Source organism: Parvularcula dongshanensis (assembly GCF_014199615.1).
Lineage (GTDB): Bacteria > Pseudomonadota > Alphaproteobacteria > Caulobacterales > Parvularculaceae > Parvularcula > Parvularcula dongshanensis.
On record NZ_JACHOB010000012.1, the window covers coordinates 1 to 12,463 of the forward strand.

Here is a 12,463-nt window from a genome sequence, read left to right on the forward strand (position 1 = left end):
TGCGCGACCGGCGCGTCGCAGACGCCCCTGACAGACGGCTGGTCGATCGTCCGCGACCTCGGCGTCGGCGAGCCGCGAAGCGGTCAACGGGGCCTTGTCGCACCGCCGGACGCGGAGGTCGTCTACCTCCGCCATACGGGCTAGGACAGCTGGGAGGTCTCGCTGACCGGCAACCTCGCCGACCCGAACCAGGAGGCGGTCTGGCTCCGCGCGAGCGACAAGTCGGTCGGGCTCGCCGCTGCTGGCGAGGTGCGCGACAGGGTCCGCGGCCGCAACGACGCTTGCATCGTGAAGGAGAAGGCGCCGCGGCGCGTCGCCGGTTACACCGGCTGCAACTCGGTCCTCACCGCTCCTCGCGGCGTCCTCGGCAAGACCGCTGCCGCCGCGGCGGCCGGCTTCACGCCGGAAGGCGCAGCGGCGGACCCGATCTCCTACGCCGCGCACCCGCCGTGGATGCGGGAAGCGCTCGCCGGTCTCGACCTCGATCGGCTCTACGCGGATGCGGCAGCACATCGTGCGGGCTTCGCGGCGGAACAGACCGATAAGCTGCGAGCCGCTGCTGCCGCCTATGACGCCGCAGCGGTCGAGGCCGAGCGGCAGGCTGAACTCGAGCGGGAAGAAGCTGCCCAGCGAGAGGCCGAGTACCAGGCGAGCCTTGCCCCTTGGCGGGCGTCGCTCGCTCCAGGCGACCGGACGGCCTGCGGCCTCGTCGTCAAGGTCGACCCACCCATCGTGCAGATCCAGTACGCCGAGGTGCCCCGCTGGGTCCGGATCGACCAGATCGTCCCGGCAGGAACGTTCGAGGGCGATCCAGACGTTACGAAGGGGATCCGCTACTGCGCCCGGCTCTAAGCACCAGAGGGTCCGGGTCTGACGCTGTCGAGACTCCTGACGCTAACGCGCATTCCGGCATCGGCACGACGCATCCGCCGGCGCCGCTTATGAACGCTTTGGGTCCGACAAGCGCGGAAGCTCGGCGACGTTTGCCGGCATGCGGAAGCCGCAAGCCTCGGTAATCCGGTTCAACGCGGCGTAGCTAACCCTGCTCGGCGTGCTGGCATTCTCGATCTTGACGAGGCGCGCCTTCGGCCAACCGACCTTCTCGGCAAGCTCCGACTGAGCAAGGCCGGCGGCTTCCCGCATCTCTCGGACAAGGTATGCGACGCGATGCGCGACCTGCCCCTCTTCCATGGCGTCGCGAATGACAGGATCGCTCTTCAGCATCGCAAGAAAGTCGGCCCCACTGATATCCGAACCGGCCAACGCGATCTCCTCCTTGCCTAAGGTTGAGCATACCATGTGCCGAGATCGGCGTAGATAGCGAACGGCGTTGAGATCCGCGCTCGCGTGAGGGTGCGCCCCACGACGTCCTCAGCATCAAGCTCGGCGCTCTGCCTTACTCAGAGGCCACCCCCTAGACGACGTCGACGCAAGCGAGACGAGCGCGGACGGTCGACGCGTAGACCCACGCGGATCACCGCGCTCAGCACTGATGAGCTAGACCTCGCCGCCGACTGGCACTTGGCGTAACGGGTCATGCTCGGCGCGGAAGCGGCCAACCTCGGACGCGATGGCTGCCTACCGCCTCTGTGTCGGCGCACGCAGCGGGCGTGGCGCCAACCGACCGAGATGTTCCGGTTGTCGAAGACGGCTTCCTCGGGGGTGCTCGGTGGCCTGCGCGAATGCTTTAGCGAACCGTCGGCTAGGTGACGACGACTGAGTCGCTCGAATGAGATGCTATCGGGCTTCAGGAGATCGAAGACTGACGACGACCTTCCGAAGCGTTGCCGTCATCACTTTGCGCAAAGGCGGCGTAGCACGCTTTTCAGCGTTGACTTGAGGCCTGCGAGCATTCCCGGAGGACGACCGCGAGGTGACCAGTGTGGTAGCTCCTTGACGGTTGTCGGCATACGGAAGCCGCAGACTTTGGCGATCTCGTTCATCGCCGCGTAGGTTAGATTCGTCGGTTCGGTTGGGTTCTCGATCTCGACGACCCGCTCTTCAGACCACCCGAGCTTCTCCGAGAGCTGCGATTGGCTGAGGTCAGCAGCCTCACGCATGTCGCGGACGAGACCAGCAACCCGCTGTGCCATCCGCCCCTCCTCGAGCGCGGCGCGGGCCGCTGGGTTCTGTTCGAGCCTTCTGAAAAGAGCGGCGGCACGGTCCGAGGTTGTCATCTAGACCTCATTCTTAGTCCAACCTTTAGGGCATTCTGGAAGCTACGTCGCGCACATTTTTCGCCTCACCCTACTGGAAGGGCGGATCGTGTGCCTTCTACGACCTCACTATCAGTCTACCGCGTACATTCTGCTTCTTGCCAAGAAGCGCCGCAGATTGGTCTCCAGCTCACCTGTTTGTTAAGCGTTTGAGTATCAAAGCCCGAATGGCGCAGAAGCGGACATCGACGTGACGCGAGCGGAGTGTTTTGTCAGGCCTGACGCCGCCATTAGCAAAGTTCACTACGGTTCAGTTTGAGGACACTCCGACTTTCACTCCAGGACCTGCGACAAAATTGGCTCTCTTGCAAAGTGAATACTTATCCAAGTTCACAGTATATCACGAGGGTCATGCCCCGCCCCTTGCCATTCCGTAGCCGCGGCGCGGAACGGGAAGGAGGTACGCGATCAGTGCGCATGGACAGGAAAGGTAAGTTTGACTTCGAATGTATGGCCTTCGACCATTCGTTCGATCGTCGCGTCAAGGGTACGTGCACAGTGTGCCAATAATACTGACCCAAACCCACCCTGCGATGTTTTGCTTCTCAACTCGAACTCGTCTCCACGTCCTGAGCCTAGGTGGGTCGTCTCAGTCCAAGATACACGCACTTTTTGCGGTGTTTCGCTTCCGATAAAGACGTTGATCAGTTGCCTGTTCCCAGTTGTCGTTCCGTATTTGATTGAGTTCGTCGCGAGTTCGTACAGTATCATCGATAGCGCTTCGAGCCTGCCCCGCGGCAGAAACGTGTTTGCGTCGAGACAGACGTCCGACCGCCACTCCGCCGATAAGAAGGCACGCCCCAAATCAGTCAGCATGGAATCCGCGAACCAAGCTAATGAGTGCGCTTCGTCGTCTCCGTCCGTGCAGTGCAAGCCGGAGGACGTTCGGTGAGCCGATGCCAAAGCGGCGGTCTGCGAAAGAAGCGTATCGGCTAGTTCGTCTACGTTGTCGATCTTCCGTCTGTTCACCTCGATCAGTGCTGAGATCATCGCGAAGATGTTGTTCATCCTGTGAAGGAGTTCGCGTTCGTACATGCCCTTAGGCAAGGCGAAACTACTGGGATCAAGCGAAACGAAAGGAGAGGCTGTAACAAGAGGAATGGCGGAACGTTGGCGAGACATCGTGAACCTCCGAGGATCTTAGGTTCTTCTTCATGTCTCTTTTTTGCCAGCGAATGTCAGCGGATCGTATGCCACTGCGTCTATCTGAAACGTCACGTTCAGTGGGAGGAAAATGGATATGAAACATCTGGTCGCGTTCAACTCAGCCGGGCATCTTCCTCAGTTATGGACCTAGTGACACGCATCTTGATCGTAGATGACGATGAGGAGATACGCGAACTCGTCAATGCCTTCCTCCGCCAGCACGGATTCGATGCCGACGCTGTCGCCAATGTTGGAGAGATGCGGGCAGCGCTGGCGGAGAACCCCTACGATTTAATCGTACTCGACGTGATGATGCCGGGTGAGGACGGACTGAGCGCCTTGAGATCGCTGAGGGACGGACCTCCTGTAATCATGCTCTCCGCGATCGGCGGCGACATCGATCGGATCGTCGGCCTTGAGATGGGCGCTCAGGACTATCTCGCAAAGCCCTGCAACCCGAGAGAGTTACTAGCACGCATTCGTACGGTCCTGCGACGCCATGAGGGACTGCAAAGTCCGGACGTTCAGGGCTCGGGTCTGAGCGCGAGCGAAGCGTTGACCTTTGAAGGTTGGCGCCTCGAACTATTAGGAAGAACGCTGCGGGACCCGGACGGTGTGATCGTCAACCTCACCGATGGCGAATTCCGTCTGCTTCGTGCCTTCGTAGAACGACCCCAGCGGGTTCTAAGCCGCGATCAGCTACTGGACTCCGCCCGCGGAGCAGACACTGAATCTTATGATCGGGCCGTAGACGTGCAACTCAGCCGACTTCGGCGCAAGCTGCGGGTCAACGGGGCAGACTCCGAACTGATCCGGACGATCAGAAACGAAGGCTACATGTTCACACCGCGGGTTCGCAGAGTCTGAATGTATGGTGCTCGGTGATAGGCCCGCTTCGCTGCATCATGTCGCCAGGGTAACCCGAGCTTGCAGCCCCCCTTCGGGGAGATTGCTCAGTGCCACTTCGCCGCCATGGGCCCGAGCAACCGTTCGAGCGACCGAGAGACCCAGGCCGATTCCCCCCGTTCGCTTATTGCGTGATCCTTCCGCCCGGTAGAACGGGTCGAAGACACGCTCGAGCTGGTCCGGTGGCAGGCCAGCGCCGTCATCGTCAATCTCTACGAACGCCCTGCCTTCTTCTGAGCCCAGCCGTACTGTTGCCCCGCCTCCCCCATAGGTCAGCGCGTTGTTGAGCAAATTAGTCAAGAGTGCGCGCAACGCGATGGGATCGCCGTGCACTACGAGCCGGTTCCCGGGCTCGACCTTAATCTGCCCTCCCATCTCGGCGGCATTGTCCGTCACGCTTTCGACGAGCGCCCGCAAATCGAGCCTCTCCTTGCTCGGAACGCGCGAAGCATCGCGGACGAAGGAGAGCGTTGCCGCGATCATGTCTTCCATCTCTTTGATATCAGCTTGCGCCTTGCGCCGGGCAGGCTCTTCGAGTCCTTCGAGGCGGAACGCCAGGCGGGTGAGCGGCGTACGGAGATCGTGAGCGATCGCGCCGATCATCCGTATTCTGTCATCGACGTAGGCCCTGAGGCGGGCCTGCATCTCGTTGAAGGCCACAGTCGCCTTGCCGACCTCGGCCGGACCGCTCAGCGCGATGTTCTCGGCCTGCGGATCCCGTCCTAGCTGTTCCGCTGCGTCGGCGAAGGCGCGGATCGGCGCGGTCAGCCTACGCGCGAAGAGGTAAGCGATCGGCAGCACGAGCAACATGGTCGCGAGGAGCCAAAGGAGGAGCCGCGCCTGCCAGGCTTCGATTAGGGCGCCGCGGCGAGGCGTGACCCACACCCAGCTCTCCTTGCCGCGCGCGGCGGCGACGAACCCCTCGGTGCGTTGGGGTCCAACCCCGTATGGCCGCGCCGAAGGCCGCGGCATACCGCGCCTGACGTCCGGCGGGAGCGGCGGCAGCTGTGGTCCCGGCCCGCGCCGCAACACGACGCGCACCTGTGACGGATCCCGTCCCAGCGTCGTTGCGAGCGTCTGCCTCAGCTCGCGTTCGACGAAGTCCTCCTCGCTATCCGCTGGAGGGTGTGGAGCTCTTTGGGCCCGCAGCCGCTCCTGGGCGTACTGGGTCGGTTCTCCGAGGAGCACGCTCGCCACCTCCGCGGCCTCGAACCTCGTCCTCTCCGGTGGGCGCGAGGTCAGGATGACGGCGACGTTTACCGCTTGCGACACGAGTACGCTGAACAGCACGAGGCCGACGACCTGCGCCAGGATCGGTGCCCTTAAACCCATAGATCGCTTCACCCTGCCCAAACCGAGCATATGCAGTTCCTTACGAGGCTCGTCTGATGCTCCCGCTACGTTGCCGCGGAATGCCACTCGGTGTCGGGCCGGAAACATGCCGGACATACGGGCGCAGGATTGAAGACGTACAGAGGTAGCATCGAGAAGCGAGGCGAAGGATCGGTGACGTGCGGAGCACATGGGGCGTTCTGATCTTGGGACTCGCAGCGGTAGCGAGCCTGTCATCCGGGTGTTCGACCCGGCGCGGCCCGCCGCGCGGGGACGGCCCGCCATCCTTCGGCGGCGGGGGCGGCCTAATGAACGGCGAGTTCTACGCGCGGCCTGTCGCCCTCCTGTTTGCCGGATACGATCAGGACCATGACACAATCGTCACCTGGCCCGAGGCCGAGGCGGGCATCGCTGTAGGCTGGGCCGACGCTGGCGGGCAGGCGCGGATTGCCGGTATCGCCTTCACCGAGTGGTCGGAGCGGAACCTGGGAAGCAAGGGTGCGCTGCCAGGCCTTTTCAGTTTCGATCGCAACCGTGACGGCAGCGTCGATGCTGAAGAGTTCGCCCAGCACCTGCGCGACGAGTTCGAAGCGCTCGATCGCAACAAGGATGAGGCTCTCAGTCGCAGCGAGCTCGTGCGCGAGATGGCCATCCGTACCGAAGGTCCCGGCGGCGGCGGACGGGGGCGCCGCCAGCCGCCGGGCGACATGCCCCCCAGGCGCTAAGAACCAGAACGCTTCCCTACGTTGAGCCGCCCAAGCCCGATCGACCCACCCCGTTACACATCGCGACGAAGTAGCCCCATGCTGACAGTAACGAGCGACGAAACCAGCGTAGAGCGCTCCGGTATGACAAACTCTCGCGGCTCTGCGGGCACCAATCAGAAGGGGTGGATGGTCGTCGGCGCGGTCGTCCTCGCCGTTCTCATAGGAACCCTCGTGCTGCGCGGCGCCTCGTCGGGCAGTGAATCGGCCTACCGGACCGCGACCGCGACGGTCTCGGACCTCGAAATGGTCGTCACGGCGGTCGGCAAACTCCAACCGCGCGAGACAGTGGACGTCGGCGCGCAGGTGTCGGGCCAACTCACCAACATCGCCATCGAGATCGGCGATGAGGTCGAGAAGGGCCAGCTCCTCGCAGAGATCGATCCGGCCGTCCTCGAGGCGCGGGTCGCGGCGGACGAGGCGCAGCTGCGCGAACTGCGGGCGACCTTGTCCCAACGGCGCGCCGAACACCGACTTGCCAGCGTACAAGCGGCGCGCAACGAACGGCTGCGCGCGCAGGACGCCATCTCCGCGCAGGACACTGAGGCCACCGAAGCCGCCCTCGAGGTCGCCGCGGCCCAAGTGGAACAGATCGAGGCGCAAATCGAGCGGGTCACCTCGACCCTCAACGAGGACCGAACGAACCTGAACTACACGAAGATCTACGCGCCGATGAGCGGAACCATCGTCAGCGTATCGGCGAGCGAGGGGCAGACCCTCAACGCGAACCAGGCCGCGCCGGTCCTCATGCAGATCGCGGACCTCGGTGAGATGGTCGTAGAGGCCGAGGTCTCCGAGACCGACGTCAGCCGCCTTACGCCCGGCATGCCCGCCCGCTTCAACACCCTCGGCGACGCAGAGCGGCAGTGGACCTCGACCGTTCGTCAGGTGCTTCCGCAGCCTGAGGTCGTCAACGACGTCGTCCTCTACAAAGCGCTGCTCGACGTGATGAACGAAGGGCGCGTTCTCCTACCGGAGATGTCGGCCCAGGTCTTCTTCATCGAGGACAAGGCAGAGCAGGCCGTCAGCGTGCCCCTGGCGGCGCTCCAGCGCCGACCGGCGGGCGGGCGGAGCGCAGTGCCGCAGACTGGCGAGGGAGACGGGGCTAGCGCGCCTGACTTGGCGCGGCGTACGGGCCCGTTCGCTGCGAGGGCCGAGGCGACGCCTGCGCCTAGCGCAGCGCTTCAGACAGTCCGAGAGGCGAAGGCGCAGCACCCGGACGGCGAGGTCGGCATGGTGCTGGTCATGACCGACGGAGAGCTCCGCCCCCGCCCGGTGCTGGTTGGTCTCAAGACTCGGACCGACGCCGAGATCTTAGAAGGACTCAAGGTAGGCGAGGCGGTCGTGATCGGCGAGGTGGCCCCCGCCCCGGCTGCGGCGCGCAGGCAGAACGGTGCGCGCCCCGGCGGGTTTCCGCCGCCGATGATGGGCCGCTAGCATGAGCAACTTGCAGGACCGGCGGTCGGACGACCGGTCGAACGCGCCGGAGAATGCCGCCCTTCTCGTCCTTGAGGACGTTAGTCGGACCTATCGGAGCGGCCCGGCTGAGGTACGGGCCCTGGACTGCGTCTCGCTGACCATCCGAGAAGGCGAGTTCGTGTCGATCATGGGACAGTCAGGTTCCGGTAAGTCGACGCTGATGAACGTCCTTGGTTGCCTCGACCGCCCCACAGCGGGCCGGTACCGCGTCGCCGGCCGGGACGCCGGAGGTCTGGAAGCCGACGAACTCGCCGCGCTCCGCCGCGAAACCTTCGGTTTCGTCTTTCAGCGCTACAACCTTCTGTCCAACGTGAGCGCCGCGGAGAACGTCGAGGTGCCTGCCATCTACGCAGGAACGCCGCCCCCGGCGCGCCGGTCCCGCGCGAACACCCTCCTTGCGACGCTCGGTCTCGGCGACCGGACGCACCACCGCCCGAACGAGCTGTCGGGCGGTCAGCAACAGCGCGTCTCGATCGCCCGTGCGCTGATGAACGATCCCGCTGTCGTCCTCGCGGACGAGCCGACCGGTGCGCTCGACAGCCGGTCCTCCGAAGAGGTCATGGCCCTCCTCAAAGAACTGCACGCCGCCGGCCGGACCGTGATCGTTATCACGCACGACCCAGAGGTCGCCGCCTTCGCGCCGCGACGCATCGCCCTCAGGGACGGACGGGTGATCAGCGATGAGGGAAGCGGGATCGCCGTCCGCCCACACCGGCCCGACGCAGCCGAGGACGGAGGCACCGTCGGCGTTGCGCAGCGGCTAAGCGAAGCGGTGAAGACTGCCCTACGCTCGCTTCGCGCCAACGTGTTCCGCACCGCCCTAACGCTCCTCGGCGTCGTCATTGGCGTGGCAGCGGTCGTCACGATGCTAGCCATCGGCGAGGGTAGCCAGCGCGACGTGCTCTCGCGCATCGAAGAGATGGGATCCGACCTTCTCTTCGTGCGGCCGGGCGCACCCGGCACCCGCACCCGCGGCGATGCGGTCGCGACGCTCACGGTCGGCGATGCCGAGGCGCTCGCCGGTCTCGACAACGTGCTGGCCTCGGTACCTGAGCGCGAGGGCCGTGCCACGCTAAGAGCGAACGGAACGGATTACGCCACCAGCATCACTGGGACGAACGCGGACTACCCGACCGCGCGTAGCCGGGACGTTTCCGAGGGGACCTTCTTCCAGGCAAGCGACCTTGCCTCCTACAGCACAGTGGCGGTACTAGGCCGGACGGTCGCAGACAACCTGTTCCCCAACGGAGGTGCCATCGGGAACTACGTGCTGATCAGCGGCGTCCCGTTCACCATCATCGGCCTTCTCGAAGAGCGCGGCGCGAGCAGCTTCGGACAGGATCAGGACGACGTCGTCCTAGTACCGATCACGACAGGGTTCGTAAGGCTGTTCGGCCGTAGCTATCTGTCCTCGCTTACCGTTCGGGTCGCCGACACGGCTACCATTGCACAGACCGAGAGCGAAATCGTCTCGAGCTTGATCGCGCGGCACGGAACGGAAGATTTTCAAGTCCGTAACACCGCCTCCCTTCTCGAGACGGTTCAGGGGACGCAGCGCACCTTCACGATCCTGCTCGGCTCGGTCGCGGCGGTCTCACTGATAGTCGGCGGCATCGGCGTAATGAACATCATGCTCGTGAGCGTCTCCGAGCGCACCCGGGAGATCGGTGTGAGGATGGCGACGGGCGCGCGCCGGTCTGACATTATGCTGCAGTTCAGCACGGAGGCGCTCGTCGTCGGCTGCCTTGGCGGCGTGATCGGCGTGCTCGCGGGGGTGGGCACGGCCCTAGGCGCAGCGCGGCTCGGCACCACGATTGCCCTGACCCCAGAGCCAGCGATCCTCGCCTTCTGCTGCGCCGTCGTGACCGGGCTGGTCTTCGGTTATTTGCCGGCGCGCCAGGCAGCCCGAATGGATCCGGTGCGCGCCTTGGCGACGGAGTAGAGGAATGCGGAGCGTTCTGGTTCGAAGCACTGCCGTACTCGCACTCGCGGCCTGCGCGAGCGTCCCTGCCCCAGGGCGCGAGGCGGAGGCGGAGGCGGCGCTTCCTGCGAGCTACCGGATCGCGACCGACGGCACCGCTACGCCAGCTCTATGGTGGAGAGCCTTCGGCGAACCCGAGCTGGCAGACTACGTCGAGCGGGCGCTGTCGCAGAACCTTGACCTTACCGCCAGCACCGCGCGCGTTGCGCAGGCTCGCGCACGACTTCGGATCGCGGGCGCCAGCCTGCTGCCATCGGTGAACGCTAGCGTCGGTGCACAGACGAGTTACAGCGGAGCCGAGCAGCAACGTCTTGTAGACGGTTTCGTTACGACCGAATCCTGGCGGACAGCCACGTCGGGCAGCGTGCAGATCTCCTATGAGTTGGATCTGTTCGGCGCCAACAGGGCGGGCCGTCGTAGCGCAGCGGCGAGCTACGACGCGCAACGTTACGCGGATGATGCCCTGCGCATCACGACTGCGGCTGATACCGCTTCGGCCTACTTTTCGGTTCTCGCAGGTGCCCAAAGCCTCGCGATCGCGCAGTCGAGCCTGGAAGCGCTCGAACGCATCTCGCGCATCGTGCAGCTTCGCTACGACGAAGGCGCCGTGTCCGGCCAGGACCTCGCGCGTCAGCGCGCCGAGGTCGCGCAAGCTCGCAGTCAGATTCCGAGCCTCGAGGCGCAGCTCGACGCGAGCCGCCAAGCGCTGGCGCTGCTTCTCGCCGAAGCGGTGCCGCCCGCGCCGCTCGAGAACCGTGACCTCTTGTCGTTCAACGTACCGACCATCGCGACCGGACTACCGGCAGATCTCCTGTTGCGACGCCCCGACCTCCGTAGCGCGCAGGCGAATCTGGCGGCGGCTGATGCAGACGTGGCCGCGGCCCGCGCCGCATTGTTCCCGTCGATCGACCTGTCCGCCAGCGTCGGCACGAGCAGCCTCTCCGACCCCGCGGCGACGGCGTCCTTTGCGGGCTCTCTCGTCCAGCCGATCTTCCAGGGCGGTCGCCTTCGCGGCCAACTCGCGGAGCGGTTGGCGCGCCTAGATGAACTCGATGCCGATTACCGCCGAACGGTCCTCACCGCCTTCCAAGAGGTCGAGCGTGCTCTGAGCGGTCTCCAGGCGAGCGCGGCGCAAGAACAAGCTTTGATAACCGCCGCTGAGGCCGCTGCCGAGGCCTTCCGCATCGCTCAGGTGCGCTACGAGGATGGGGCGGACGACCTTCTCAATCTTCTCGACGCAGAACGGTCGCTGAGTAGCGCTCGTTCAGGGCTGGTGACTGCCCGTTTCGATCGTCTAACGGCAGCTCTCGACCTCTTCCGGGCACTGGGAGGCGATTGGTCGTCCAGCTGACGGATGTGAATCAGAACTGCCGACCAGCCGAGAAGCGGAAGAACTGATCTTCATCGTAGTCCTCCTTCTTCAGAGTCTTGGCGATGTCGAACTGGACGGGCCCGAAGGGTGAGTTCCAGTTGATCGAAATCCCGGCAGTCTGGCGGAAGCCGAAGCGGTCCTGAACCGGGGCATCGTAGAGTCCGTCTCCGTTGTAGTCGACCCACCGGTCGAGCTCGGCATTCACAAGCTTATCCTCCTCATCAACGCCGCCCAAGACGCCGAAGTCGGTGAAAAGGGCCGCCTTAATGCCGTACTGCGGCAGCTCGAGTGGGATCGGAATCTCGACGGTACCGATCCCGTAAGCCTTCGCTCCAAGCGCTTGATCACCTGAACTGGTAAAGTACCGTGGCCCTACCCCGGCGATGTCAAAGCCACGGAATCCTCGATTGCCGCCGAGAAAGAAGCGGTCGTTGATGCGAACGCCGTCACCGCCGAAGCCTTCGATGTAGCCAAGGTTCGCGCGCAGCGCAGCGCTGAGATCGAACGGCAGGGGTTGATAGTATGCCGCCGAGCCCGTCGTCTTCAGGTAACGGACGTCACCTCCCAAACCTGCGAACGATTGAGACAGTGCCAAGTTGAAGCCCGATGTCGCCGACAGCGGATTGTTCCGACGATCGAGCTGAAGGGTGTAGCCGACCTGGGAAGTGACGTACCTCCCCCTGCTGTCACAGTACGGATCCCCAGTATAGGAGCGTAGGTTACAGACGTCGGTTTGGATCGTGCTCGTGCCGTCCGATTGCGTTGCAATGACCTCGTACTCGTCGTCTTCAACGCCTGGCAGCAGGACGTTAGCGGCGCTTTCGTCCGCCCCTATCGTGGCACTGGTCAATCTGTCGTAGATCAGTTCGCTCGACGACAAACCGTAGAACAGGCGTAAGGTACTGAATTCGGAGACAGGGAACCCGATGTCGACCGTAGAGCCAACGCTATCCGTCAAGTAGCCAGCCTCTTCCTCGTAGTCCGTGCGCGACGTGTACAAGGATATTCCCGTCGCGAGATTGCGGTTGAGGCTTCGTGGTTCGCGGAAGGTCACCTGTGCCCGTTGGGAACGCGTCGCGGTCGACAGGTCAACGAGCACGTACTGGCCACGGCCCAACAGGTTCCTCTCTTCCAGGGAGACATTCACTAGGAAACCGCTGTCCGAAGAAACGCCGCCGCCGATCTGGAAGCTGCCGGTGGATTGTTCGGTCACGTCGACGTCGAGGATCGTGCGGTCCGGGGCGGAGCCCGGAAGCTCTTGGATCGA

General features: G+C 64.2%; 11 protein-coding genes. 6 read left to right on the plus strand and 5 right to left on the minus strand.

What is annotated here, in order from left to right; all coding sequences use genetic code 11:
- Window positions 1-288 precede the first annotated feature (288 nt).
- On the plus strand, window positions 289-852 hold the full coding sequence (locus tag GGQ59_RS14605) for a hypothetical protein (RefSeq protein WP_183819922.1): 564 nt from the start codon (window positions 289-291) through the stop codon (window positions 850-852).
- Window positions 853-939: 87 nt separating this feature from the next.
- Here GGQ59_RS14605 and GGQ59_RS14610 read toward each other — a convergent pair whose 3' ends face one another.
- The 3 genes from GGQ59_RS14610 to GGQ59_RS14620 form a co-directional block, all read right to left on the minus strand.
- Entirely contained in the window at window positions 940-1,263 is a 324-nt protein-coding gene (locus GGQ59_RS14610) for a helix-turn-helix domain-containing protein (protein ID WP_183819924.1), read from the minus strand.
- A 530-nt stretch (window positions 1,264-1,793) separates the two neighbouring features.
- Complete coding sequence (locus GGQ59_RS14615; RefSeq protein WP_183819926.1) at window positions 1,794-2,177, minus strand: helix-turn-helix transcriptional regulator; 384 nt, start codon at window positions 2,175-2,177, stop codon at window positions 1,794-1,796.
- Window positions 2,178-2,624: 447 nt separating this feature from the next.
- Entirely contained in the window at window positions 2,625-3,338 is a 714-nt protein-coding gene (locus GGQ59_RS14620; protein WP_343074343.1) for an HWE histidine kinase domain-containing protein, read from the minus strand.
- A 165-nt stretch (window positions 3,339-3,503) separates the two neighbouring features.
- On the opposite strand from GGQ59_RS14620, the gene GGQ59_RS14625 reads away from it, so the two are divergent.
- Entirely contained in the window at window positions 3,504-4,229 is a 726-nt protein-coding gene (locus tag GGQ59_RS14625; protein ID WP_183819930.1) for a response regulator, read from the plus strand.
- Between the two features lie 36 nt (window positions 4,230-4,265).
- Here the strand turns inward: GGQ59_RS14625 and GGQ59_RS14630 are convergent, their stop codons facing one another.
- The gene (locus GGQ59_RS14630; RefSeq protein WP_183819932.1) at window positions 4,266-5,717 is read right to left on the minus strand and encodes an ATP-binding protein; all 1,452 of its coding nucleotides are present in this window, start codon (window positions 5,715-5,717) and stop codon (window positions 4,266-4,268) included.
- A 191-nt stretch (window positions 5,718-5,908) separates the two neighbouring features.
- On the opposite strand from GGQ59_RS14630, the gene GGQ59_RS14635 reads away from it, so the two are divergent.
- From GGQ59_RS14635 to GGQ59_RS14650, 4 genes are all read left to right on the plus strand, one after another.
- Window positions 5,909-6,325: an EF-hand domain-containing protein gene (locus GGQ59_RS14635; RefSeq protein ID WP_183819934.1), complete on the plus strand. Its 417-nt coding sequence runs from the start codon at window positions 5,909-5,911 to the stop codon at window positions 6,323-6,325.
- Between the two features lie 123 nt (window positions 6,326-6,448).
- Window positions 6,449-7,801: an efflux RND transporter periplasmic adaptor subunit gene (locus tag GGQ59_RS14640; RefSeq protein ID WP_183819936.1), complete on the plus strand. Its 1,353-nt coding sequence runs from the start codon at window positions 6,449-6,451 to the stop codon at window positions 7,799-7,801.
- A gap of 1 nt (window position 7,802) precedes the next feature.
- Entirely contained in the window at window positions 7,803-9,785 is a 1,983-nt protein-coding gene (locus GGQ59_RS14645; protein ID WP_183819938.1) for a MacB family efflux pump subunit, read from the plus strand.
- Window positions 9,786-9,789: 4 nt separating this feature from the next.
- A complete protein-coding gene (locus GGQ59_RS14650) occupies window positions 9,790-11,175 on the plus strand; it encodes an efflux transporter outer membrane subunit (protein WP_183819940.1) in 1,386 nt (461 codons plus the stop codon).
- 10 nt (window positions 11,176-11,185) lie between these two features.
- Here the strand turns inward: GGQ59_RS14650 and GGQ59_RS14655 are convergent.
- Window positions 11,186-12,463 (minus strand): BamA/TamA family outer membrane protein (locus GGQ59_RS14655; RefSeq protein ID WP_183819942.1); only part of this gene is annotated, 1,278 nt, incomplete at its 5' end.

Bases quoted from the DNA above. Each gene is read 5' to 3' on its own strand.
- GGQ59_RS14630 (WP_183819932.1), bottom strand. From the start codon at position 5,717: ATGTCCGGCATGTTTCCGGCCCGACACCGAGTGGCATTCCGCGGCAAC.
- GGQ59_RS14650 (WP_183819940.1), top strand. From the start codon at position 9,790: ATGCGGAGCGTTCTGGTTCGAAGCACTGCCGTACTCGCACTCGCGGCC.
- GGQ59_RS14625 (WP_183819930.1), top strand. From the start codon at position 3,504: ATGGACCTAGTGACACGCATCTTGATCGTAGATGACGATGAGGAGATA.
- GGQ59_RS14620 (WP_343074343.1), bottom strand. From the start codon at position 3,338: ATGTCTCGCCAACGTTCCGCCATTCCTCTTGTTACAGCCTCTCCTTTC.
- GGQ59_RS14640 (WP_183819936.1), top strand. From the start codon at position 6,449: ATGACAAACTCTCGCGGCTCTGCGGGCACCAATCAGAAGGGGTGGATG.
- GGQ59_RS14615 (WP_183819926.1), bottom strand. From the start codon at position 2,177: ATGACAACCTCGGACCGTGCCGCCGCTCTTTTCAGAAGGCTCGAACAG.
- GGQ59_RS14645 (WP_183819938.1), top strand. From the start codon at position 7,803: ATGAGCAACTTGCAGGACCGGCGGTCGGACGACCGGTCGAACGCGCCG.
- GGQ59_RS14635 (WP_183819934.1), top strand. From the start codon at position 5,909: ATGAACGGCGAGTTCTACGCGCGGCCTGTCGCCCTCCTGTTTGCCGGA.